Source organism: Collinsella sp. SGI.184 (assembly GCF_050313415.1).
Classification (GTDB): domain Bacteria; phylum Actinomycetota; class Coriobacteriia; order Coriobacteriales; family Coriobacteriaceae; genus Collinsella.
On the sequence record NZ_JBNPLJ010000011.1, the window covers coordinates 37880 to 62798 of the forward strand.

Genomic DNA, 24919 nt, shown 5'->3' on the forward strand with positions numbered 1-24919 from the left:
CGGCCAAACCTTTCGCTTTACCTGCAAGGGCAGCTAAAATAGCCCCGTCCCAAATTGACTGCTCATATAGTCAGCCCCGTTTTATGCGTGGTCGCGCCAGCTGCGGACACGCTGCTTCATGCCGTCTATGTCGAGCACGCCTTCGGCAAAGCCCTTACGCACGAGCTCTTCGGGAACGAACTCATCGTAACGATCAAAGTAAGGCACCTCGCCGGGATAGACGAGCTCGATGGGATCGAAGTCCTTCTCGGCCTCGGCGGCGAGTACCTCAAAGAACGTCTCTTCGTCGGCCTTCATCTTAAACTGCATAAAGTACGGGCGCGACGGGTCGAGTCCGCGAAGGCCCAGCTCCGCGGCACATTTAATCTTGAGCATGCGCTCGAGCGCCAAAAAGGCATAGCTGCCCAGCCAGGGGAAGAGCACCCAGGTGTCGCCGCCCAGGTTAATGAGCGGCCTAGTGCCCGCACCCGAAATCTCGGCCGTATGGCGAGCCTGCGCCAGACGGGCTCGCGCGTTGCCCATAAGGTACGGATACGCGGCATGTTCGTTGAGCACCTTACGCATGCGCTCGAGTACATGCGTGTTGATGTCGCCGGGGCAATCGCCAAAGTAAGCCGGCACACGGCCCTTGACCTGCGTAGCAAAGACGGTGTGGCGCTTCCAGTCCACTTCTTCGACAATCCAGCAGTGCCCGGCGATGGCGATGCGCTCACCGGGCGGTGGGGGATTGACGATCGTGCCTAGCTCGGCCGACTCGCTGCGAACGGTGAACTCCTCGTTTTCCTGGAACACGGCGTAGAACTTAAAATTGTTGATGATGCGCTCGCCCGCGAGGCCCACGATGAGTCCGCCGCCCTCGGTGACCTGGATATGGTCGATCTTAATGAGGTGACGCAGCAGCACGCGATAGTCATCGGCTGAGACGCGGTGGAAATAACTGAGCGTGAGCACGCGCTGGGCAAGTTCTGCCGGCGTGAGCTCTCCGGTGCTGGCAAGCGTCGACATAGTCTGGTGATAGAGCAGACTGTAGGGGAGTCGATCGAGCTCGGGCGGCTCGACCCACTTTTCCTCGCGATAGAGTTGTACGAGTGCGATGCCCTGCAGGAGCTTCCACGGAATGGTTTCGGGCATCATCGTGCGCGGCTCGGGCTCTTCCTCGCGCATGACAAACCACATCTCGGGCGGAAGGTCGCGGCGTCCCGTGCGGCCCATTCGCTGCAAAAAGGAACTGACGGTAAATGGCGCATCGATCTGAAATGCACGCTCCAGACGGCCGATATCGATGCCAAGCTCAAGCGTAGAGGTGGTGACGGTCGTCTGTGCCTGCTCCTCATCGCGCATGAGCTCTTCTGCCGTCTCGCGCAACGATGCCGAAAGATTGCCGTGATGGATGAGGAAACGGTCAGGCTCGTGTCGGCTCTCGCAGTAGCTGCGCAGCATGGAACATACGGCCTCTGCCTCCTCGCGCGAGTTGGCAAAGACCAGACACTTGCGCCCGCGGGTGTGTTCGAAGATATAGCCCATGCCGGGATCGGCGTTGTCGGGTGCGGTGTCGGTGGGGTTGAGGAGCGCTTGCTCGGCGGCCCGGGGGATGTCGACTTCGCCCTCGGGGGCCGAAGAAGTGCAGCGGTTCCCGGAGGTAGCCTTACCCTGTGCCCGTTTGCGACGTTGACGGCGCTCCTCCTGTGTGGGCTGTCCGCTGTGGCACATGCCTTGGGTGTCGGCCGGCAGCGCCGTGGGTGCTGCTGCCTCAATGCGCTCGGAGGCAAGAACTTCGGCCTCTTGAGGACCCATGCTCTCGAATCCCCGCTGCTGTGCCTGGGGACCCGAGTTGTAGAAGTGCTCCATGGAGATGCGCCACACGCGGCGCGGTTCCTCAAAACGGGGGATAACGCAGTCACGTCCCGTTCCCTGTGAGAGAAAAGCGCCCGTGCGCTCGGGGTCGCCGATGGTGGCCGAAAGGCCAATGCGTCGAGGCTGCACGCCGGCCATGCGCGAGAGTCGCTCGATAAGGCAGAGCGTCTGCCCGCCACGGTCGCCGCGCATGAGCGAGTGGACCTCGTCGATGACCACATAGCTCAGGTCGCAAAACATGCGCGGGATCGCCATGTGCTTATGGATCAGGAGCGCCTCGAGTGACTCGGGCGTAATCTGCAAGATGCCGCTCGGCTTTTTGATGAGCTTAGCCTTGTGCGACTGCGAGACATCGCCATGCCAGTGCCAGACAGGGATATCGGCCTCTTCGCAGAGGTCGTTAAGGCGGACGAACTGATCATTGATGAGCGCCTTGAGGGGGCCGATGTAGAGGGCGCCCACGCTCGCGGGCGGCCTTTCCCAAAACTCGGTCAGGATGGGAAAGAAGGCCGCCTCGGTTTTGCCGGAAGCCGTGGATGCCGTCAGGAGCACATTGTCTTGTGTGTTAAAGATGGCATCTGCCGCCGCAACCTGAATGGAGCGGAGACTCTCCCAATCGTGGGAGTAGATGAAGTCTTGGATAAACGGGGCGTAGCGGTCAAAGGCGTTCACGGGGCCTCCTTTCAAAAGCGAATCTCTCAACGCGGCAGGCAGTGGCTTGCTGCATGACTGCTTCAATGTTTGCCCAGATAAAACCTGCCAAAATAAACCTGTCCCTTTTTGGCAGGTTAGATGGCGAATTCGGCGAAGTTGCGGTCGGCGCCTGCGGTGCCGGTGTCGTCTGTTGCGGCTGCTGGCGCGTCACCGCCGACGCTTTGCAGCAGCTCGGCCACGTTGGCGTTGGGGTTTTGGCATAGGATGTCGAGCAGCTCGATAAAGTCACGAATGACTTCGCGCGGCGTCAGATGCGTGTCGGCTCCCACGCGACCGAACTCAATCTTGAGGAAGTCCACCAGGTCGTTCTCGGTAAGCGTGGGCGTCCAGCCAAAGTAGCCGGCGTGAATTTGCATGATTTTTTCGATCAGCACCAGCAACTCTTCGTAGGTGAGTGGCTGCAGACGGATGATGGGCGCGAGCATGTCTTTAAGGTCCTCGCGTGCAAAGCGGCCCTGAGCGAGTCGGCTGCGCAGGGCCTCGTAGGAGAACACGCCGCGGCGGCGGTCTTCGATGGAGGTTGGCGTGCCGCCCATGATCATGCCCAGGTACTGCGCCTTGCCCTGGAGCGTGTCGTTGTACATGGTCAGGATCTTCTCGTAGTTGTATTGGCGCGTGATCGCGTTGGGAATCTTATACAGATTCACGAGTTCGTCGATGAGCACCAGCATGCCCTTGTAGCCGCTGCAGACCAAAAAGCGCGCAATGAGCTTAACGTAGTCGTACCAGTCGTCATCGCTGATGATGGTCGAGGAACCCAGTTCGGCGCGAGCCTCGCTCTTGGTGCGGTATTCGCCGCGGATCCATTTGGTTACGCGGCTCATGGCCTCTTCATCGCCCTCGGATACGGCCGTGCGGTAGCGGCGGAGCATGCGGGCGAAGTCGAAGCCGTGGACCATCTCCTCGAGCGGGGCCAGTTGGGCATTGACGACCGACTCGTCGACGTCGGCACACGAGGCGACCCAGCGATCCAGAATAAGGTTGAGCGCACCGCCCTCGGGGCGCGTCTTGGTCGATATGTTGCGGATGAGCTCACGGTAGGTGGCAAGGCCCTGCCCCTGACCGCCCTGCAGGCGGCGCTCGGGCGACAGGTCGGCATCGGCGACGACGAACCCCTCGCCCATGGCGTGCGTGCGGATGGTCTGGAGCAAAAAGCTCTTGCCTGCGCCGTAGCGACCGACCAGAAACCGGAAGCTCGCGCCACCGTCGGCGATGAGACTCAAATCGGTGAGCAGAGCGCGGATCTCGACCTCGCGCCCTACGGTGATATAGGGAAGGCCGATGCGCGGGACCACACCGCCCTTGAGTGAGTTGAGAATGACGGCAGCGACGCGCTTGGGCACGCGGGGTGCTGCGGATGCGGTATCACTCATGGTCTAGGTATCCCCTCACGTCTGCTTCGTAATCCTCGATAATTTGCGGTCCTGCCGCGCCGAACTCGATAACGGTGTCTCCCACCAGGTCAAAGAGCGTCTCGTTGATGTTGTCGACGAGCATATCCTCGCTCTGGCCCGACCTCTCCACTGCCGATGTCGCTTGCGCTGTGTTTTGCTCGAGGAGCGCGCGAAGAAAGGCATCTTCGGCGGGCGCGAGTTTGTTCGTAGCTTCGGCAGACGCGGGCGTTGCGGGTGCGGGCGCAGACACGAGGAGCGGTGCCATGACGCCAAACTCTTCGGCGGAGACAGTCGGCTCGTCGGGTTCGTCTTGCTGAATGGTCATCTCGCCAGGTTCGGCAGTCATGCCGGGCGCAGACTCGCGGCCCGGCTGCTCGATAAGCGTTGCCTCGGCTTCCACGGGCATGCCGTCCTCGCGCTCCTCATCAATCAAAAGCGCTTCACGCGTTTGCGCGGCGGCGCTCCGAATGTGCCCCAGCTGGCTCAAATCGATATCGATCTTGATGGGCTGGTGTGCGGCATCCCACGAAAGCCATGCCACGATCTCGTCATCGATGATTTTGGCCAGATATTTGGGGACCTTCTCCTCCTTCAGGGGGTGGGCGGGGGCTAGGGCCAGGCGCAGACGTTGGTCGCAGGCGCGCATCATCTCACCAAGCTTGCTGCTCTTTTGCCTGCTGCCGTGAATTCGCATGCATTCCCAAAAACCGTTTTGGCAGCGGTAGATATGGATGGGGTCAAGACGGTATTCGCAGTCCTCGTGGCGCTCGGGCGCAAAGAACACGGCCGAGGCAAACATGGTATAGGGCATGGCCGTCTCCTCCCCAAACAAGCTCGCCACGATACCGGTCTTTCGATGCGTGTCATAGTAGCGCGCCATGCGGACGTACACGGCACATGCCACGTGGCGTAGGTCGCGATGGTGGCTGCGATCGAGTCTAGAGTTATCGAGGTTATACGTGGAGAGGGCGTTGATAGCGGCCATGAGTCGCTCCTCGCCCGCCTCGTCGGGCGGGAGGGGGAGCGTAGGCTCGGAGGTCTTGCGACGCGCAGGCGCCAGGTCCGACGGCGTCGGTGCAGGTGCAAGGTCTCGAGCCGCGCGCCGCAGCTCGATAAGGGCGTTATCGAACATGACGGTTTTAGAGTCGCGAAGCAGTTTGGGGTCGAGCCCGTGGAAAACGGCGTAATCTTGCAACCACACGCGTGCAAACCGGTCGATGCCGGGCTCGAAGGCACGATAGGCGTTCCAAAAGGCCTTGATCTTGCTAAAGCCATCGAGTGGGTCATCTACGCCAATGCCGCAGATCAGCTCATAGAGATACAGGAAGGCAAAGGACGTAGACGTTTCCTCGACAGTTCCGCGGCGCACTTGGGCACGCCAGGTAAAGTAGCCGCGCAACTGTCGATCGCTCATGGCATTGTAGGTGGGAAAGTACGACTTAAAGGTGCCGTTGTAGGGACAATCGTCCTCGAAGTCGGCCATCAGCAGGCCTTGGCGGTAAAAGAGCTCCGCCTCCGATAGCCAACGTCCCGCGCCGCCTTTGGGATCATCTTGCCAGCGTGATATCTCGCGCATCTTGCGGTACTGGTCGGGGAGGAAGTTCTGCATCTGTCGACCGGTCTTGAGAATCGGCTCGTCAGCATAGATTTCGTTTGAGAAGCGGGCGGACTGATGGGTCCGGGCCTCGGCCATAATGCGCTCGATGAGCATCTTGACGTCCTGGTCGGCCACCGCTTCTCCTCTCCTAACGCAGCTTCGGTGACCTCATATCATAGCACAGCATCAAACAGGTGTTCGAGAAACCGCTACGTAGATAGATTTAGAACAAGAGGGCGTAGATGACCGCCACGACGACGGAGGGGAGCATGTTGGCCGTGCGGAAGGTCTGAGGTCGAATAAGGTTAACCCCAACACAGAAGATGAGCATAGAGCCCACAAGCGAAAGGCTGTCGAGGGCTGCGGTGGTCATGATGGGGGAGAGTGAGCCGGCAAAAAGCGTGATCGTGCCCTGGAATACGGCAACGGGCAGGGCCGAGAAGATGCAGCCGCGGCCAAGCGAGGCCGTCATGGTGCAGACGATGATGCAGTCCAGCGCGCCCTTCAGGGCAAGCGTGGACCAGTCGCCGAGCAGACCGTCCTGAATCGATCCTACGATGGCCATGGCACCGATACACACGGTGAGCGATGCCGAGACAAAGGCGTTGGTGAACTCGTTGTCGCCTTCGCTGCCGGTTTTGCGCTTGAGCCATTCGCCGAGGTTCTCGATGGCGGCCTCCAGGTTGATGGCCTCGCCGATGAGCGAACCGAGGGCAAATGAGACGATAAGCATGGTGGTGCCGGTGGTCGCCAACGCCTCTCCATCGATAACGAGCATCTTTTGCATGGTGCCGCCCAGGCCGATAAACAGAACACACAACCCCGACGCCTTCATGAGCGTGTCTTGGATGCGAGGCGTAATGAAGCGCCCACCCATAAGGCCAAGCAGACCGCCCGCGATCAAAAGCGCGACGTTGATGATCGTTCCTAAACCCGGCATGAACCCTCCTGTAATTGATGCCAACGCGGCAATCGTAGCAGAACGGGGAGGGGGCGCTCAGTATCCGAGCCAAGCGGCGGTTAGCGGTCTAGGACAGGATGGGGCTAAAGTCGAAGCGCAGCGTCATGAGGTGCTGCGGGGATTCGATGGCTGCGGCAATGATGTCGGCATCTCGTGCGCGATCGAACCCTTCAAGTTCCATTTGATAGGGGACGTCTTCTTGGATACCGATGCGACGAGGAACCAAAAGCTTGGTTCCGTCGAATTCTTCGGTTCGCGTTCCGTCTGCTGCAACGGAATAAAGGTGTAACTTGGCGGTCGTTGTGGCATCAAGTGCCGAGATAGCTTGGATATCGTTCGATGCGCTCTTTGCTCCCACTGCTGTAAGTGCCGTAGGCGCGACGACTTCGCCCGAAGGCAAAAAGACGAGCTCGACGGTGTTGGGGAATGCGATGAGGATATTTTTGCGGCGGGGCGCATTGGCAGCGACTGGCTCAATGCTTGCAGCATCGACGGTTTCCGTGTGGTCGAGCGCGACCATCATGCAACAGTTGCCTTCGTCGACACCTGGGGGAGCGGCAAAGTCCAGGCCGTCTTTCGGTTGGGAATCGCCTAGTTCGGTGGCGCTGCCGCTTGGCTTCTCGAGAGGAACCGCAGCGTTGTCTTCTGATGATGCATCGTTAACATGTGCCGGTGCGTCTGCGACCTCGTCTTTGGGGGATTTGTCATTATCGCTCGATATAGGAGCGGCAATCTCGACGGACCCCACTCCGTGCCATGTCATTTGGAGCAGCGCCGGATCGGCGAGAATGCGCTGCACGCCCGGCTCCTGGGCATCGATATTGATGGGGGCGGGTTCTGATCCGCGCGTGAGGTTAAGCGAGCCCTTCTGCCCGGTGCTTTGAACCTTTTGGTCGTCCGCGTCGCCAGCGTAGAACAGCAAAGGCGCATCTCCCGTTGCGATGGCTTCGGTGTCCGCCTTGGTCAGCCGCAGCGACGCCGTAAAGGAGATGATGGGCTGCGCGCCATCGACATTCGAGGGAACGCAGCCCAGGCATACACCCCCTTCTTCTTCATGGGCCGCGCTGTCGAAGACGACCTTTGCCCCGTTCGCCGAGTCATCGACCGAGGCAATATCGATGCGCAGCTCTAAGTCGCATGGGTCGCCATCGGCGTCGACTGCAGCCGATTTCCATGTGCAGATGGCGCAACCTGTCTGGGGGCCGTTCTCCTTGTCCGGTCGATTGATATCCACGACTATCGAGTCGACCGTATTGCGGTGAAGGCATCCCGAGGTTCGGACCGTGGCATGTGCGAGCGAAAAACGTTGGCAGGCGACGATACCCGACGAATTCGACGCGGGGTTCAGAGCTTGCGGTAAGGAGCTTGCCGTGGCGGGCGTCGCCCAAGCGGCGAGAGGCGTACCGCTCGCCAGTGCGCTGCAGAGCGCGGCAACGGGCAAAAGGTTTTTGGGTGCCATGGTTCTCCTATCTATTCCGCGTACTCCGGTCGTGCTTGGCTATTGGTTGCGTTTGATGTGCAGGCCAAGGCACGTCAGTCCTGCTCCCACCGTGGCGACGCCTACCGCAATGAGTTGTCGGGTGTCGCTCGTCTGGACGAGCGGCTCGTGACGGCTGCCGCGATTAAGGCCCGAAAGATCGACGGTCACTTCTGTGGCCGCTTGCGCTTGCTCTTGTTGAGCAAAGGCCATTGCGGGTGCGGACGCCAAGATGCTGACGATGGCGGCCAGTGCAATCGCCTTAGGACGTGGCGTGCGCACCGGGCTCGACCGTCCAGGTGATGCTTGCCACTTGATCTCCCGTACCGGTGGCGTGGTAGATGTCACGCGTGACGCGGGCGACGTGGCCACTCACATTGAGCCTAATTTTGTCCGTTCCGTCGCCAATGTCCTTGTACTTCATGTCGAAGCTTGCGTCTTTGGAAAGATCGAGGCCCGTAGTCTGAGTCGCCGAGCTGGCATCCTTTTCTGCCGTATCGGGGCCAACCTTAAAATCGATGGAGTTCTGGGCCGAGCCCGTCTTTGCGTCTGCAACGATTGTCCAGTCGTTCTTGGCCGTGACCTTCATGTTGGTGACGTGGATGCCATATGCCGAGAGGTTGTCGATGGTAATCGTCTCGTCGGAGGGTCCTACAAGCGTTCCGTCGGCTTTGGCGGCAAAGGGGATGACCGTTGGCGCCTTAAACGAAACATTGCTAATGTCGGCCTTCACCGTCACATCGGTGGTTCCAACGCGCACCTCTGCCATGGCCGCCGTTGGCGCGGCGCCCATCGCAAGTGCGAGCGTAAGCCCTGCGCCCACGGCGAGTGCCCTGGCTCCGCTCAGGTTCATGGGTGTGTTCATAATCGATCCTTTCTGCTCGTCACGGACTGTTTCCGTGATGGTTGGACGAATGGGGACAGGGTGCTGCCCCTGCGAGCGCGTCGGCCACTAGCCTTCTGCCTGTGCCACCCGCACTTTGACGCGCGTCGGATTGCCGTGGGTGTCGTAGGTCTTGGCATCGAGTGCCTGAATCTCGATATATGCCTCGCCTTCTTGGATATCGCCGGCGGGGCAGGTCTCAACCGTCTTGCCGGCTTCGACCACACCGGACTCATAGATGGTCTCGTCGTTTTGAATCACGCGGAAGCGCTGGGGAAACTTGTTGTCTTGGACGTTTTGCACGTTGACGCGCAACTTGCCGCCTTCCTGCAACTGTGCGACCGGCGCGACCGAGATCGTCATCATGTTGTCGCGGACGATGGCGTCGAGCTCATCCTGGATTTCTTGGCGCGATTTACCTTCTGCCGTCGTGACTGAGGCGCCCGCTTCGGGCACGGGCTGCGACTGCCAGGCGTATAGCCCTACGGCGATGAGGGCGCAGACGACAGCCAGGCAGACAACGACGAGTTTCTTGCGACGCCCCAGTCCTGCAAGGCGGGGCGGCTTCTTCGCACTCATGCGGCGTCCTTGGTGGTGTAGACACGTGCGAACGTGGACGGGTCCGCTCCAAAGAGCATGTGAAGCATCAGGCGGCGCGAATAGATGAGCTCGTCGAAGTCGTGAGGGAGCTCGATGTTGTGGATACGCGCGATGTGGTGGGCGAGCGCCGAGAACGACTCGGGGTCGCAGATCACATCGGTGGTGACGTGGTAGACCTCCGTACCTGGAAATGCATCTTCGTCGAAAGGCAAGAGATAGGGGTCGTCATCGACTTCGATGGCGAAACCGTATTGGGGCCAGTAATATGCCATGGAAACCTCCCTGCTCTGGGGCCAAAACTCCTATTGGTTTGGCTGTCGATGCCGACCGTATCAGCCGCAACTTGCCCAATAACTAACCAATTGCTTGACGAGCCGATATCTCCGCAGGTAAAAGCATGTGAAAAAAATCTCAACTATTTTTGACTGATAAATGCACATGTTGTGGCTGCGCGGCAACGTGTGGCAAAAGCGTCGCTTGTCCCGAAAATTCCACCGTTCGCCGAATTGCGCGAACGTTAAAAACGTCAATTATGGAGACGGTCTCGAACATGTCGGTGAAACGATGCGGTAACATTTCCCTGCAAACACTGTAGTTAGCTAAAGGGGGAGTTCGCGTGTCTGCAACCATCAAACCCTTCACCGACGAGTTCGAAGAGTATGGTCGCGATGAGTCTCGCACATCGGGCGAGGCCTCGAGCATCTCGTTTCCGACAACGGAGGACGAGGTCCGCGCCATTATGGAAAAGCTCCATGCCGAGCGTGTCCCGGTGACGGTTCAGGGCGCCCGGACCGGTCTTGCCGCCGGCGCCGTGCCTCATGGCGGTCACATTCTCAATACTTCCCGCATGAATCGCTACCTAGGCATTCGCCGCGATGAGCAGGGCCGCTTTCTTTTGCGCGTGGCGCCCGGCGTCGTGCTGTCTGAGCTGCGCAAGCAACTGGGCAAGAAAGTGCTGCCGACTGCCGGCTGGGACCAGGCATCGCTTGAGGCCTACGAGGAGTTCCAGGAAGCTCCCGAGCAATTCTTTCCTACCGATCCCACCGAGGCGTCTGCCTGCCTGGGCGGTATGGCGGCATGCAACGCTTCCGGCGCCCGTAGCTACGCTTACGGCCCCATGCGCCCTCACGTCACGGGCCTTCATGTCGTGCTGACCGATGGCGACCTGCTCGAGCTTCACCGTGGCGAGGTTTTTGCACAGGGTCGTCGCCTTTCGCTCGTCACGGTGCAGGGCCGCACGCTCGAGCTCGACCTTCCCGACTACACCATGCCCAAGACCAAAAATGCTTCGGGCTATTTCGTTGCTGACGATATGGATGCCATCGATCTGTTTATCGGTGCGTGTGGAACACTCGGCGTCATCACCGAGCTCGAGATTGCCCTGCAGGCGGCGCCTACGGTCGTTTGGGGCGTGAGCTGCTTCTTTGACAGCGAAGACAAGGCCGTGTCCTTCACCGATTCTGTACGTCCCGTCCTGTCCCACGCGGCTGCCATCGAATATTTCGATGCGGGCGCCCTGGATATCCTGCGTCGTCAGCGCGAGCAGTCGACTGCGTTCGCCTCGCTGCCGGCGCTCGACAAAGACGCCAAGGTCTGTGTCTACGTGGAGCTCGACTGCGACGACGAAGCCCAGGCGACTGAGGAGCTGTATCACTTGGGGTGGGTACTGGAGCTTGCGGGCGGCAGCGACGATGCGACATGGGTCGCGCGCACCGAGGTCGATCGCGAGTGTCAGCGATTCTTCCGCCATGCGGTGCCCGAGAGCGTCAACATGCTCATCGACGAGCGTCGCCGCACGGACCCCACCATTACCAAGCTGGGGTCGGATATGTCGGTGCCCAACGCACACTTGGCCGATGTCATCGCCCTTTATCGCCGCACGTTGGCCGAAAGTGGGCTTGAATCTGCCGCCTGGGGGCACATCGGTAACAACCATCTGCATGTGAACATTCTGCCGCGCAATGCGCAGGATTACCGCCGCGGCGGAGAGCTCTTTGCCCAGTGGGCTTCCGAGGTCACGGCCATGGGCGGCGCCGTCTCCGCCGAACACGGCGTCGGCAAGATCAAGGCGGGCTTCTTGGAGACGATGTACGGTCACGAGGCCATGGTCGAGTCGGCGCGGCTCAAGCTCCAGCTCGATCCTGCCGGGCAGCTGGGCCGCGGTAACCTGTTTTCGGAGCAGCTCTTGGATGAGCTCGTCCAGAAAGGGGGCGCGTGAAGATGAGCGATTTCCATATGGTGGTGTGTGTCAAGGCGGTGCCGGGCAGCACCGAGGTCAAGATGGACCCCAAGACCAATACCATCGTGCGCGATGGTAAGCAGGCGGTCATTAATCCCTTTGACGCGAGCGCTTTGGAATGCGCGCTGGCGCTGAAGGACGACTTTATCGACTTTGGCATGGACGTGCGCGTAACGGTGGTGTCGATGGGCATCCCCGCGACTGAATCGCTATTGCGCGACTGCATCGCCCGAGGCGCCGATGACGCACTGCTGCTAACCGATCGCGCCTTTGCAGGTGCCGATACCCTGGCAACCACCTATGCCCTCAAGTGCGGCATCGAGGCGCTCGACGAGGACTTCGACCTGCTCATCTGCGGCAAGATGGCGGTGGACGGCGATACGGCCCAGATTGGTCCCGAGCTTGCCGGTGCCTTCGAGATTCCCTGCGTGACCGACGTGAGCTGCGTGCAGAGTGCGGGCTTTACGACCTGTGGTTCACTGGCGCTTGTTCACGGCTGCGATGCCGGCGAGGAGACGGTCTATCTTGAGATGCCGTGCGCGATGACGACTGCCAAGGAGATTGGCCGACTGCGTATGCCGAGTATCGCCGGTATTCGTGCGGCCGAGGAGGCGGACGTGCGCGTGGTCAACGCTGCCGACGTGAACGCCGACCCCGCGCGCTGCGGTCTTGCCGGCTCGCCGACACAGGTCGTGCGATCGTTTGTGCCCGACCGCGACCAAACATGCGAGGCCGTTGACGGAACGGCGTCCGAGCAGGCGGCGAAACTTGCCAAGATTATCGAGGGGATGGCATAGATGAGCGGACTGATTATCGATAGCGAAGCCTGTATCGGCTGTGGTCGCTGCGTTCGCTCCTGTGCCTCGGGCGGCATCGTAGTGGAAGGCGAGCGGCCCAACCGTTGCGCCCGCGTAACCGACAGCTGCATCCTATGCGGCGGGTGCGTCGACGCTTGCCCCGTCAATGCCATTTCGATCGAGCGCGACGAGGCCGCCGGCGCGGTTGACCTCGATGCATATCGAGACATTTGGGTATTCGCGCAGACCGACGAGCACGATACGGTGGCTCCCGTTGCCTTCGAGCTCATGGGCAAGGGCCGCGAGCTTGCGGATACACGCGGCTGTCGCCTGGTGGCGCTGGTCGGCATGGGCCCCGAGGGTTCTCTCGGTGACCTGGAGCATCTGATTTGCGCCGGTGCAGACGAGGTCCTGATCTGTCGCGACGAGCGTCTGCGCCAGAACGATGTGGAGGTCTACGCTCGCCTCGTCTGCGATTTGGTGGCAGAGCGCAAGCCCGAGGCCATTCTGTACGGAGCGACCGCCTTTGGCCGCGAACTGGCACCCGGCGTTGCCGTGCGTTTGCAGACGGGCCTTACGGCTGACTGCACCGTGCTTTCGATGGATACGGAGACGGGGCTGCTGCAACAGACGCGTCCGGCGTTTGGCGGCAACCTGATGGCCACCATCGTCTGCCCCAATCATCGTCCCCAGATGGCAACGGTGCGCCCCGGCATCTTTAAGGCGCCCGACTTTGACTACGGCCGCTCCGGCACGATCACCCAGATAGCACTTGCGGATGATGCTAAGGCTCGTGTCGAGATCTCGATTCCCGCCGAGGAGTGGGGACAGCAGGCTTCAATCGCCGATGCCGAGCGCCTGGTCGTGGTAGGTCGCGGCATTGGTTCCAAGAAAAACCTGCCGCTGATGCGAAGGCTCGCCGAGGCTCTGGGAGCCGAGCTTGGCTGCACGCGACCCGTCGTGGAGGCCGGCTGGTTGGAGTATCGCCATCAGATTGGCCAGACGGGCGTATCGGTTTCGCCCAAGATGCTTGTGAGTATCGGTGTTTCGGGCGCCATCCAGCATCTTGCCGGCATCGGTGGGGCGGAATGCATTATCGCCATCAACGAGGACCCGGATGCCCCCATCTTTGGTGCTGCCCAGTACAAGGTTGTCGGTGATGCCGTCGAGGTCGTCGAGGAGCTGCTAGCCCAGCTTGAGCGCTAGGCGCGCGCCAGCCAGTCGCGCATCTCTTCCCTAAGACGGCTCCAGGTTGCCTGTGTGGCGGGGTCGGTAAAGGGCTGCGTAATACCAAAGGGCGCGTCGAGCAGGCGGTAGATATCGCCCTGCTCGCGCGCCAGCGCGCGGCTCGCCGGATAGACGAGCTCAAACATAAAGCAGATGAGTCCTACCAGGTAGTCCGCGGGCTCGTCGCGTTCATCACGTGCGACGCAGCGGTGCTCGTCAAAGGCGGCCAACGTCGGCGCCGAGAAGTGGCTGGCGAGAAATGCGTCCTCATCCACCTTGAGGATGGTGTCGACGGTGCTGTCGGCGATGGTGCGCATAATGTCGATTTTGTCGCCATCGCGCACGATATCGCAGAAGCACCGTGTACGCTCGTCGAGTTGTGCCGGCAGGCGAAAGTCACTGTGATAGGCGATGCTCGCGCGGATGAGCTCGTCTTCTGCCGGGCTGTCGATAAAGTCGCGGATACTTGTTGCCGCGGGCGCGTCTGCAGGGTTTTTGCCAAAGAGGACCTCGAGGCCCAACTTCGCATGGCTCATGCTCTCGGCATCCTTAAACGTGTCCCAGCGTCGCAGCTGCTCAAAGCGGCCCATATCGTGCAACAGCCCACAAAGCCACGCCAGGTCAATGTCCTGCGGTGCCCAGTCCTGCTTGCGTGCCACGGCATCGCATGCCTCGGCAACGTGGTACGTATGCTCGATTTTGAGCGCGATACGCGGATTGGAGGCATCGTAGGCATCGGTGTAGGTCCTGAAGGCCGCGATTGCCCCCGTTCGATCGATAGCTGTCATAACGACTTCCTAAAAAGCTGTGTCTTTCTGTGTCTTTCGATCCGGTGGCAATTGTAGGTGAACTCGGTTGCCGCCGGGCGATGATTCTGCCATGTCGTCGAATGCGGCTCGGAAAGCTTGTCGGGACGAGGAACGCCATGGTGCTCAAAATCGTTAAAACCGTCTGGCCGGTGATGCTTGCCTATGTTGCGATAGGTGCGCCGTTGTCGATGTTCCCACCGCTATTGCGGGTTTTGTCTGCACATCGCTCTTTATTTGCCTGCTCTTTTCGCAGCGGCTGTCGGCGTCGTTGCGGTGGCAATCAAGACAAAGTCGATGTTGTGGTGCTGCGTCTCGGGTATCGGGCTCTATATCGTTTTGAGCCTCGTATAGGAGTGGGGTGCGTTTACCGTCCGGGCCCCACGAATCGGATTTCTCACCGAGCCGGTCTGCTTCTTCTGGTACCATGGTCAAACTTTACTGTAGCAAAGCATGACGTGGGCTTTTGTTCTGCGTCGGCGGAAATGGGGGTTTCATGGCACAGGAAGCGATCGCCAACGAGCAAAAGAAATTCAAAGTACCGCGCATTCCGGGTGACATCATGATCTACCCGATGATCGTCGGCCTTTTGCTCAATACCTTCTGCCCGCAGGTCTTCGAGATCGGCGGCTTCTTTACCGCCGCCTGCCGCGGCGGTTCCAATACCATCGTCGCCGCGATCCTGTTGTTCGTGGGTGCCGGCATCAGCTTTAAGTCCACGCCGGGTGCCATCAAGACCGGCATCGTCGTACTGATTCCTAAGCTTGTGGTGGCAGCCGTGCTGGGCTTGAGCGTTGCGTATTTCTTTAATGACAACTTTTTGGGCCTGAGCTCGGTTTCCATCATCGGCGGCATTACGTTTTGCAACATGGCGCTCTACACGGGCATCATGGGCGAGTTTGGCGACGAGTCCGAGCAGGGCGCCGTGGGCATCCTGTTCTTCACGGCGGGCCCTGCGGTTACCATGATCATTCTTGGTGTCTCTGGTCTTGCCAACATTCCCGTTGGCACCATCATCGGTTCCATCCTGCCGCTCGTGATTGGCATGGTTTTGGGCAACCTCTTTCCGTTCATCAAGAACCTGCTGGTTCCCGGCACCAATCCTGCGATTGCCGTCATCGGATTTCAGCTCGGTGCGTCTATGAGCCTGTCGAGCTTTATCACCGGCGGCATTTCCGGCATCTTGCTGGGCCTTGTCACGTTGTTTGTCGTCGGTCCCATCACCTTTGCGTTCGAGCGCCTGTGCGGCGGTAACGGCAAAGCCGCCGTGGCTTGTTCCACCATCGCCGGCACGGCTATGACCACGCCGGTTGCTCTTGCCGAGGTCGCTCCGCGCTATGCCGAGCTTGCGCCCGCCGCATACGCTCAGATCGCCACCGCCGTCATCATCACGGCAATCATGGCTCCGATTCTGACCGGTTGGGTCGATAAGAAGTTCTACCAGGGCAAGGAAGACCTGTCGCCCGCCGGTGTCGAGGCCATCGAGGAAGCCGTCGCGGCCGACATCGATGGCGAGTAGCCATCGGCGCCCATCAATGATGCTGGCGTGCAACTCGCGCCGTGAGAGCGCCCGGGCGCTCTGGTATTATTCCCTCATTCCCCTCTGGATTGGGGGAGTTATGGTGATGCGTGCGGCTCGTAGAAGCGCTGTCGGTTTGATGATGGGGAGATGGGCCTGGTGGTTAAGGCGCTCAAGATTGAGATATTCCTGCTAAGCATGATTGTTCTTATCGGGCTTGCCGTGCGGAGTCGTCGCTCCTTGTTCTCGAGCACCCAGCAGCTATTGTTTAGCATGCTTGGCTACACCTCTGCCGCGTACATATTATTCGATATGATCTGGGTGCTATTGGATGGTGTGGACGGCACGTTGGGCATTGCTGTCAACTGGATTTCCAACGCGGTTTCGTTTTCGCTCTTTGCCATCGTGTGTCTCATTTGGTTTATCTATTCCGAGACGGTGCAGGGTTCTCGCCTTTTGGCCTCGCGCTATAGGGTGGTGCTTGTAGCGTCGCCTACGGTTCTGGTGGTCGTGCTGGCGTTTACCAGTTACTGGACGCACGCCCTGTTCTATATCGATTCGCAGGGCGTGTATAGTCGCGGCTCTGCTTATATGATCCAGCCCATTGTCAGCTACTGTTACGTTATACATACGTCCCTACATGCGTTTGTGCAATCTCGCAGGGTCGAGAGCCTGCAGACGAAGACCATCTATCGAACCTTGGCATTTTTCGCCATTCCGGCCCTGGTGGGCGGTACCTTTCAGGTTGTATACTCGTTGCCCGGCCTTTGTGTCGGCATAATGATTAGCATATTGCTGCTCTACATTGTCTTCCAGGAGCAGCTCATCTCGACCGACCCGTTGACTGGCCTCAACAATCGCAACCGTTTTGAGACCTATATACTGTCGCTCTTCTCAAATGTGGATCAGGCCAAAGACGTGTATCTGCTTGTGATGGACGCCGACGGCTTTAAGCAGATTAACGACCGCTATGGACATGTGGAGGGCGACCATGCTCTTCAGGTCATATCCGCTGCGCTCAAAGAAGTCTGCTCGGCGTCTGGTAGCTTTATCGCGCGTTATGGCGGCGATGAGTTCGTGGTGCTTCAAAAGGCGATAGCGGAGCAGGATATCTTGCATCTGTGCGCGGCAATCAACGACGAGCTCGCGCGCGCCGAGGTTCCGTATCTGTTGCGGATGTCCATCGGCTACGCACGGGTTGGTGATGGCGTCGATACCTGGCAAGACTTGCTCCGTGCTGCCGACGCGGAGCTCTACCGCGTCAAGCGCGAGAAGAAGAAAGCCGGCGTCCAGATACGCTAGAAAAAAGGGGCGCACGACCGTTGCGATGGTCGTGCGCCCCTTCTGCGCTTTCGGGGACTAGTATCGGCTGTCGAAGATGCGCCTCGTCTTTTTCTCGGAGCGGGGTAGCTCACCAGGCGCGGCGTGGCATCGCCATGGTTTTCGATGGGGTTAAACGCGTCTGCGGCCTTGCCGCTGGAGTAGGCGTCTGCAATCTGCGGCAGGCGCTCGTTAACCTCGCCATGGGCGGCAAACGAACGGCGCGGGAAGATAACCCATTTGGGGTCCTTCTCAAAGGTGCCAGCGGGATGTGCGACGGTATGCTCGGGTACCTCCAAATAGGTTGAGGCGTGACACACGCGGGTGGTGGGGCGCACGATAACGGGCGTATGGTAGCGCTCCGAGATTTCAAATGCCTCTTGCATCATCGCGTAACCCTGCTCCAGATTTTGCGGATCGAGCACGGGGATCTTCGCAAATGCGGCAAAGCGGCGCGTATCCTGCTCGGTTTGAGAGGAGATGGGGCCGGGATCATCGGCGACAAACAGCACCAGACCGCCCTTGATGCCCACGTAGTTGAGGCTCATGAGCGGGTCGGAGGCAACGTTTAGTCCGACTTGTTTGCAGGTAAAAAGGCAGCGCGCTCCTGCATACGATGCACCTGCCAGCACCTCGAGCGCGGCTTTTTCGTTGGTCGACCACTCGACGTGGACACCCTCGGCACTACCTTGGGCCTTGAGTTTGGCAACTGTCTCGACAAGTTCCGTCGACGGCGTGCCCGGGTAACCGGCGACCACGCGAACGCCCGCCGCAAGCGCGGCATACGCAAAGGCCTGGTTTCCCATAACCAGTTTCTTATGCATCTGTATCCCCTCGATGTCGCCGGCGCGTTACGGCAAGACGGCGTCTGTCGCCGCGACTCGGTACGAAATCAACGAGATACAGTGTACTCCATTAAGCTAAAGCGAGAGCTGCCCTTTTCCAAACGGGGTGGTTTGTTAGGCCTTTTTAGGTTTGTTGACAATGATGATGCCACTGCAGACCAAGAGCAGGGCCACAATTACGGTAACGGGACTCGTGCCAGCGCCCTCTCCGAGCAACAACGCGCTCAACAGCACGCCAAAGACCGGGTTCATAAAGCCAAAGACCGAAACGCGGCTAACGGGGTTGACGGCGAGTAGGCGGGACCACAGCGAGTACGCGACGGCGGAAATGAGCGCCATATAAATGATGAGCGCGATGGCGGGGGCGATTTCGGTGGGGAATAGCGCGCCGCCCATCAAAAACCCGATGGCGGTAAGGACCAAACCGCCGACTAAAAACTGCCAGCCGGCGAGCAAGACGCCGTCATGCTCGCGCGAGAAGATGCCAATGAGGCAGGTCGACAGGGCGCCCGCAATAGTGGAAGCCAAGATAAATCCCTCGCCGTCGAGTGTAAAGCCAAAGGTGCCGTCCGCACCCGAAAGGTTGACGAATGCGACGCCGGCAAAGCCCAGTACGCAGCCGAGCACCTTGGTCGCATCGAGCTTTTCGGTGCGAAACGCCAGAGCGGCAAAGAGGATGGCGAGGAAGTTGGCGCTGGCCTCGATGATGGAACTCGACATGGCGCTGGCGCGCGAGAGTCCCAGGTAGAAAAAGAAGTACTGCCCGATAGTCTGGAAGAGCGACAGGATGCAGATGGGCTTAATGTCGCGAGCCTGTGGAACGAGTGGGCCGCGCTGGGCCGCGCTCATCCCAACGATAACCAGGGCGCCGGCAAGCGTGAAGCGCAAGCCCGCAAAGAGCAGCTGCGAGGCGCTATCGTGCGCGGGGATGCCAAAGAGCTCATAGCCGATCTTGATGCAGGGGAAAGCCGACCCCCAGAGTGCGCAGCAGACGAGGCAGCCCAGGATGAGTCCGGGCAGGGTGGCGAGATACGGCTTGCGGCTTTCCATGATGTCCTTCCTGTATGCGCGAAGTAAAAAAGAACCCGCCACCGGGTGTGCCGGTGGCGGGTGTTGTTACCCGAGGGGATTGTACCCGATGGGAACGTATTTAAGCGAAGTAGGCTACGCCGCTCTCAAAGATCGGCATGAACTTATCGCCGGGGACATGCTCGGGCACGTTGCGGTACAGGTTGTCGCCGCGACGCTCGGCATGGCCCATCTTGCCCAGGACGCGGCCGTCGGGGCTCGTGATGCCCTCGATGGCGAGCGCGGAGCCGTTGGGGTTGACGGAGAGATCCATGCTGGGCTTGCCATCCTCGCCCACGTACTGCGTGGCGACCTGGCCGTTGGCGATCAGCTGGGCGAGCACTTCATCGTTGGCGACAAAGCGGCCCTCGCCGTGGCTGATGGCGACGGTGTAGGGGTCGTCCAGACTGCACTGCGACAGCCACGGGGACAGGTTGGACGAGATGCGGGTGCGCACCAGACGGCTCTGATGGCGACCGATGGTGTTGAACGTCAGCGTGGGCGCATCGGGCGTGGCGTCGACGATGTCGCCGTAGGGCACCAGGCCGAGCTTGATCAGGGCCTGGAAGCCGTTGCAGATGCCCAGCATCAGGCCGTCGCGGGCCTTAAGCAGGTCGCGGACTGCCTCGGTGACCTCGGGAGCGCGGAAGAACGCCGTGATGAACTTGGCGGAGCCGTCGGGCTCGTCGCCGCCCGAGAAGCCGCCGGGAATCATGACGATCTGGCTTGCACGGATGCGGCGGGCGAGCTCGTGGGTGCTCTCGGCGACGGCCTCGGGCGTGAGGTTGTTGATCACGAAGGTGTCGGCCTCGGCGCCGGCGGCGCGGAAGGCGCGGGCGCTATCGTACTCGCAGTTGTTGCCGGGGAACACAGGGATGATCACGCGCGGGCGGGCGATCTTGGCGCCGCCGTACACGTGGATATCCTTGGCGCGGAAGTCGATGGCCTCGACCTCGGGGGTCTCGCCGGCGCTGCGGTAGGCGAAGACGCCTTCGATACCGCTCTCCCAGGCCTCCTGGAGCTCGGCGAGCTCGATGACTTCGGAGCCGGTGTCGATGACATAGCCCTCGACGGTGGTACCCAGGGGCTCGACGACAACGCCGTCGGCGACCTCGGGCAGCTCGGCGTCCTCGGCGAGCTCGACGATAAAGCTGCCGTAGAGCGGGGTGAAGAGGCTCTCCACGTCCACATCTTCGGCAAGCTCGATACCGATCTGGTTGCCGACGCACATCTTAAAGAGGCTCTCGGCGCCGCAGCCGTAGCCGGGCGTGGAGACGGCCAGGGCGTCGCCGGTAGCGGTGAGCGCCTCGACGGCGTCAAACGCGGCGAGCAGCTGCTGGGCATCGGGGCGGTAGTCCTCGCCATAGGTGGCGGGGGCGATGCGAACGACGCGGTGCGTGAGGCCCTTAAACTCGGGGGAGACGGCGCGGGCGGCACGGCCCACGGCGACAGCGAAGCTGATCAGGGTCGGCGGAACGTTGAGCTCGCCGGCCTCGTCCTCAAACGAGCCGCTCATGGAATCCTTGCCGCCGATGGCGCCGGCACCCAGGTCGACCTGGGCCATAAGGGCGCCCAGGACGGCTGCCATGGGCTTGCCCCAACGTTCGGGCTCGGTGCGCAGGCGCTCAAAGTACTCCTGGAAGGAGAGGTAGGCGCGCTTGTGCTCAAAGCCGGCGGCAACGAGCTTGGCGATGGACTCGACCACGGACAGGTAGGCGCCTGCAAACTGGTCGGCCTCCATCAGGTAGGGGTTGAAGCCCCATGCCATAGCGCTCGCCGTGGTGGTCTCGCCGTCCACGGGGAACTTGGCGACCATGGCAGAGCTCGGGGTGAGCTGCGTCTTGCCGCCAAAGGGCATGAGCACGGTAGCGGCACCGATGGTGGAGTCGAAGCGCTCGGAAAGGCCCTTGTTGGAGGCGACGTTGAGATCGGTGACAAGCGAGGTCATGCGCTCGGCAAGCGTGGTGCCGGCCCAGCTGGGTTGCCACACGCTGCGGGCACACACGTGGGCGACCTGGTGCTTGGGTGCGCCGTTGGAGTTGAGGAACTCGCGGGACAGATCGACGATGGCGACGCCGTTCCAGGCCATACGCATGCGCGGTTCGGCGGTAACCTCGGCGATGACGGTCGCCTCCAGGTTCTCCTCGGCGGCATAACCCATGAACTCCTCGACGTCACCGTCGGCGACGGCGCAGGCCATGCGCTCCTGGGACTCGGAGATAGCGAGCTCGGTTCCGTCCAGGCCATCGTACTTCTTGGTCACGGTGTCCAGGTCGACATACAGGCCGTCGGCAAGCTCGCCCACGGCGACCGAGACGCCGCCGGCGCCAAAGTCGTTGCAGCGCTTGATCAGGCGGCAGGCGTCGCCGCGGCGGAACAGACGCTGCAGCTTGCGCTCGACCGGGGCGTTGCCCTTCTGGACCTCGGCACCCGAGGTTTCGATGGAATCGGTATTCTGAGTCTTGGAGGAGCCGGTGGCACCGCCGATGCCGTCACGGCCGGTGCGGCCGCCCAGCAGGATGATCTTGTCGGTGGGGGCGGGGCACTCGCGACGCACGTGGTTTGCCGGGGTGGCGCCCACGACGGCGCCGACCTCCATGCGCTTGGCCACGTAGCCGGGGTGATAGAGTTCGTTGACCTGACCGGTGGCAAGGCCGATCTGGTTGCCGTAGCTGGAGTAGCCGGCGGCAGCGGTGGTCACGAGCTTGCGCTGCGGCAGCTTGCCCTCGAGCGTCTCGGAGACCGGGACGGTGGGGTCGCCGGCGCCGGTGACGCGCATGGCCTGGTACACATAGCTGCGGCCAGAGAGCGGGTCGCGGATGGCGCCGCCCACGCAGGTGGCGGCACCGCCGAAGGGCTCGATCTCGGTCGGGTGGTTGTGGGTCTCGTTCTTAAACAGGAACAGCCAGTCCTGGTCCTCGCCGTCGACATCGACCTTCACCTTGACGGTGCAGGCGTTGATCTCCTCGGACTCGTCGACATCGGTCATGACGCCGGTCTTCTTAAGGTACTTGGCACCGATGGTGCCCATGTCCATGAGGCAGACGGGCTTGGCGTCGCGACCGAGCTCGTGGCGCATCTCCATATAGCGGTCGAAGGCCTGCTGTACCACGGCGTCATCGATTGTCACGTCGTCCAGGACGGTACCGAAGGTGGTGTGGCGGCAGTGGTCGGACCAATAGGTGTCGATCACGCGGATCTCGGTGATGGTGGGGTCGCGGTCCTCATCGCGGAAGTACTGCTGGCAGAAGGCGATGTCCGCCTCGTCCATGGCAAGGCCGCGCTCGGAGATAAAGGCGGCAAGGCCGGCCTCGTCGAGTTCGCGGAAGCCGTCGAGCACCTCGACGGGCTGGGGCTCGGGGGTCTCCATGTACAGCGTCTCGGGTAGGTCGAGCGAGGCGATGCGGGCCTCGACGGGATTCACCACGTAGTGCTTGATGGCCTCGATGGCGGCTTCGTCCAGAGCGCCCGAGATCATATAGACCTTGGCGGAGCGCACGGCGGGGCGCTCGCCCTGGCTGATGAGCTGCACGCACTCGCTGGCGGAGTCGGCGCGCTGGTCAAACTGGCCAGGCAGGAATTCGACGGCAAAGACGGCGCCATCGCTTGCGGGGAGTTCGTCGTAGGTCACATCGACCTGGGGCTCGCTAAAGACGGTCGGCACGCAGGAGCGGAAAAGCTCCTCGTCGATGCCCTCGACGTCGTAGCGGTTGATGATCCTCAGGGCCTCGATGCCCTTGATGCCGAGAATTTCGGTCAGCTCGCCCTTGAGCTGCTGAGCCTCGACGTCGAACCCGGGTTTCTTCTCCACGTAAATACGAGAGACCATTGGTTCCTGCCTTCCTGATCGGTTGGGCGTACGGTGCGGTATGCGGCAGCGGTCGGTTTGCGGGACAAGCCTCGCGGTCGCCTTGAGCCACATGTTTGTAAACGTCACTATGATACGACAGCTCATGACGTATTGAGGACGGCGAGGGTGCTACAGTGAAGCGCAAACAAGAGAAAGGCATCACATGGCATTCGTTTCGCTCGCCATCATCGCGCTTGTGGCTTTCGCAAGCCCCTTTATCGCATCGGCGATTCCCGGAAAGCCCGTTCCCGAGACGGTCTTTTTGCTCGTGTTCGGCGCGGTGCTGGGACCTCACATGCTCGGCGTCATCCATGTAGATGCCGAGGTATCGCTTGTGTCCGAGCTCGGTCTGGCCTTTTTGTTCCTGCTTGCCGGCTTTGAGATCGACCCCAAGAACATCACGGGCGTCGAGGGACGCTACGGTATGGCGACGTGGGTCGTCACGTTTGGCATCGCCTGGCTTGCCGTGCGCTTTACCCCGTGGTTCTCGGTCAGCCATTTCGACGGTATCGCCGTGACGCTGGCGCTCACTTCGACGGCGCTCGGCACGCTCGTGCCCATCATGCGTGAGCGTTCGCTGACCGGCACGCGCGTGGGCGACTCCATCCTTGCCTATGGCACGTGGGGAGAGCTCGGTCCCGTGCTCGCCATGTCGGTGCTGCTCTCCGCTCGTACTGGTATCCAGACGCTCGTGATCCTTGGCTTGTTTGCACTGGTCTGTGTGCTGTTGGCCGTGGTTCCGAGCCGCTCCAAGCGCGTCGGCAGCCGCTTCTTTGCGTTTGTCGAGGAACGGGCCGACACGACGTCGCAGACGTTCGTGCGCCTGACGGTGCTCATCCTGGTCACACTCGTGGCATTTTCCGCCATCTTTGACCTCGACATCGTGTTGGGCTCTTTTGCCGCCGGCTTTGTCCTGCGCTATATCATCCCCGAGGGCAACCATACGCTCGAGACCAAGCTCGATGGCCTGGCCTATGGCTTTTTGATTCCGGTGTTCTTTACCGTGTCAGGCGCAAAGATTGACCTGACGGCCGTGGCGTCGCGCCCGGGTCTGCTCGTGGGCTTTATCGCGGCGTTGCTAATCATTCGCGCCGTGCCGATCCTTGTCTCTATGAGCATTTGTCCCGCGACACGTGACGTTTCGGCGTATGGCCGCATTACCGTGGCCCTGTACTGCACCACGGCCCTGCCGATCATCGTTGCCGTGACGAGTGTGGCCGTCAACGCAGGCGCTCTGTCGCAAGACGTCGCCTCGGTTATGGTAGCCGCCGGTGCCATCACGGTGTTCTTGATGCCGCTGCTCGCGCAGCTCTTCTATCGCGTGGTCGATGCCGCGCCGGCCACTGCCGTGGCAGAGGTCGCCGAGCACCCTGCCGACGCACTCGATATCCTGCGCGCTCACCACGACCTAGCGAGCCTGCTCGCGCGCGAGCACGAATTGCTGACCTCGCATGGTCACGGTCGTTCGCTCGACGGCATACCTACCCTTGATTCCATTGCTGACCGCCTCTCGATCGAGGCGGCAAGCGGCCACATCGATGCCCGCATCGTGGACGCCGCTCATTTGCTGGCTGAGAAGACCTATGGCGACGAGATCGACCCGTCCAAGCTGACTCCGCGTGAGCGCCGCCGCTTGGAGCGCGCCAAGCTCGCCGTGCGCGAATACCGCCGCCGCATGCTGGAGCTCTACGCGCGCGATGAAGCCCAGGACGACGACGGCAAATAACGAGATGCTTCCCTAGGGGAAGCCGCGTCCCGCTTTAAAGAC

At 61.0% G+C, this 24919-nt stretch carries 19 protein-coding genes; 6 read left to right on the forward strand and 13 right to left on the reverse strand.

The window, feature by feature from the left end:
• Nucleotides 1–81: 81 nt before the first annotated feature.
• The 9 genes from ACQRAJ_RS05180 to ACQRAJ_RS05220 form a co-directional block, all read right to left on the reverse strand.
• Nucleotides 82–2526, reverse strand: a complete 2445-nt coding sequence (locus ACQRAJ_RS05180) for a DEAD/DEAH box helicase (RefSeq protein WP_427747899.1) — start codon at nucleotides 2524–2526, stop codon at nucleotides 82–84.
• Between the two features lie 116 nt (nucleotides 2527–2642).
• Nucleotides 2643–3941: an ATP-binding protein gene (locus ACQRAJ_RS05185; protein ID WP_427747900.1), complete on the reverse strand. Its 1299-nt coding sequence runs from the start codon at nucleotides 3939–3941 to the stop codon at nucleotides 2643–2645.
• The gene (locus ACQRAJ_RS05190) at nucleotides 3934–5694 is read right to left on the reverse strand and encodes a TerB N-terminal domain-containing protein (RefSeq protein ID WP_427747901.1); all 1761 of its coding nucleotides are present in this window, start codon (nucleotides 5692–5694) and stop codon (nucleotides 3934–3936) included. The genes ACQRAJ_RS05185 and ACQRAJ_RS05190 overlap by 8 nt, the downstream gene beginning before the upstream one ends.
• An 88-nt stretch (nucleotides 5695–5782) precedes the next feature.
• The gene (locus ACQRAJ_RS05195; RefSeq protein WP_427747902.1) at nucleotides 5783–6499 is read right to left on the reverse strand and encodes a DUF554 domain-containing protein; all 717 of its coding nucleotides are present in this window, start codon (nucleotides 6497–6499) and stop codon (nucleotides 5783–5785) included.
• An 88-nt stretch (nucleotides 6500–6587) separates the two neighbouring features.
• Entirely contained in the window at nucleotides 6588–7979 is a 1392-nt protein-coding gene (locus tag ACQRAJ_RS05200) for a hypothetical protein (RefSeq protein WP_427747903.1), read from the reverse strand.
• Nucleotides 7980–8018: 39 nt separating this feature from the next.
• Nucleotides 8019–8168, reverse strand: coding sequence for a hypothetical protein (locus ACQRAJ_RS05205; protein WP_154517138.1), 150 nt, complete (start codon nucleotides 8166–8168; stop codon nucleotides 8019–8021).
• Nucleotides 8169–8259: 91 nt separating this feature from the next.
• A complete protein-coding gene (locus ACQRAJ_RS05210) occupies nucleotides 8260–8862 on the reverse strand; it encodes a hypothetical protein (protein WP_427719603.1) in 603 nt (200 codons plus the stop codon).
• 87 nt (nucleotides 8863–8949) lie between these two features.
• Nucleotides 8950–9459, reverse strand: a complete 510-nt coding sequence (locus tag ACQRAJ_RS05215; protein WP_427719604.1) for a hypothetical protein — start codon at nucleotides 9457–9459, stop codon at nucleotides 8950–8952.
• Entirely contained in the window at nucleotides 9456–9752 is a 297-nt protein-coding gene (locus ACQRAJ_RS05220) for a hypothetical protein (protein WP_154517147.1), read from the reverse strand. The genes ACQRAJ_RS05215 and ACQRAJ_RS05220 overlap by 4 nt, the downstream gene beginning before the upstream one ends.
• A 344-nt stretch (nucleotides 9753–10096) precedes the next feature.
• On the opposite strand from ACQRAJ_RS05220, the gene ACQRAJ_RS05225 reads away from it, so the two are divergent.
• From ACQRAJ_RS05225 to ACQRAJ_RS05235, 3 genes are read left to right on the forward strand one after another with little or no spacing between them, the layout of a single operon-like run.
• On the forward strand, nucleotides 10097–11698 hold the full coding sequence (locus tag ACQRAJ_RS05225) for an FAD-binding oxidoreductase (RefSeq protein WP_427747904.1): 1602 nt from the start codon (nucleotides 10097–10099) through the stop codon (nucleotides 11696–11698).
• Between the two features lie 2 nt (nucleotides 11699–11700).
• Nucleotides 11701–12516, forward strand: a complete 816-nt coding sequence (locus tag ACQRAJ_RS05230) for an electron transfer flavoprotein subunit beta/FixA family protein (protein ID WP_427747905.1) — start codon at nucleotides 11701–11703, stop codon at nucleotides 12514–12516.
• Nucleotides 12517–13722, forward strand: coding sequence for an FAD-binding protein (locus ACQRAJ_RS05235; protein WP_427747906.1), 1206 nt, complete (start codon nucleotides 12517–12519; stop codon nucleotides 13720–13722).
• On the opposite strand, the gene ACQRAJ_RS05240 is transcribed toward ACQRAJ_RS05235, so the two are convergent.
• Complete coding sequence (locus ACQRAJ_RS05240; RefSeq protein WP_427747907.1) at nucleotides 13719–14531, reverse strand: HD domain-containing protein; 813 nt, start codon at nucleotides 14529–14531, stop codon at nucleotides 13719–13721. The two genes, ACQRAJ_RS05235 and ACQRAJ_RS05240, sit on opposite strands and share 4 nt — an antisense overlap.
• A 514-nt stretch (nucleotides 14532–15045) precedes the next feature.
• Here ACQRAJ_RS05240 and ACQRAJ_RS05245 point away from each other — a divergent pair.
• Together ACQRAJ_RS05245 and ACQRAJ_RS05250 are read left to right on the forward strand one after the other, a co-directional pair.
• Nucleotides 15046–16068 carry a 2-keto-3-deoxygluconate permease gene (locus ACQRAJ_RS05245; protein ID WP_427719609.1) on the forward strand — a complete coding sequence of 341 codons (1023 nt, stop codon included), beginning with the start codon at nucleotides 15046–15048 and terminating at the stop codon, nucleotides 16066–16068.
• A gap of 150 nt (nucleotides 16069–16218) precedes the next feature.
• A complete protein-coding gene (locus tag ACQRAJ_RS05250) occupies nucleotides 16219–17370 on the forward strand; it encodes a diguanylate cyclase domain-containing protein (RefSeq protein ID WP_427747908.1) in 1152 nt (383 codons plus the stop codon).
• On the opposite strand, the gene ACQRAJ_RS05255 is transcribed toward ACQRAJ_RS05250, so the two are convergent.
• The 3 genes from ACQRAJ_RS05255 to ACQRAJ_RS05265 form a co-directional block, all read right to left on the reverse strand.
• A complete protein-coding gene (locus ACQRAJ_RS05255) occupies nucleotides 17367–18212 on the reverse strand; it encodes a hypothetical protein (RefSeq protein ID WP_427747909.1) in 846 nt (281 codons plus the stop codon). The two genes, ACQRAJ_RS05250 and ACQRAJ_RS05255, sit on opposite strands and share 4 nt — an antisense overlap.
• A 135-nt stretch (nucleotides 18213–18347) precedes the next feature.
• Nucleotides 18348–19283, reverse strand: a complete 936-nt coding sequence (locus ACQRAJ_RS05260) for a DMT family transporter (RefSeq protein ID WP_427747910.1) — start codon at nucleotides 19281–19283, stop codon at nucleotides 18348–18350.
• Nucleotides 19284–19383: 100 nt separating this feature from the next.
• Entirely contained in the window at nucleotides 19384–23130 is a 3747-nt protein-coding gene (locus tag ACQRAJ_RS05265) for a phosphoribosylformylglycinamidine synthase (RefSeq protein ID WP_427747911.1), read from the reverse strand.
• 184 nt (nucleotides 23131–23314) lie between these two features.
• On the opposite strand from ACQRAJ_RS05265, the gene ACQRAJ_RS05270 reads away from it, so the two are divergent.
• Nucleotides 23315–24877 carry a cation:proton antiporter gene (locus ACQRAJ_RS05270; RefSeq protein ID WP_427719616.1) on the forward strand — a complete coding sequence of 521 codons (1563 nt, stop codon included), beginning with the start codon at nucleotides 23315–23317 and terminating at the stop codon, nucleotides 24875–24877.
• Nucleotides 24878–24919: the final 42 nt, after the last annotated feature.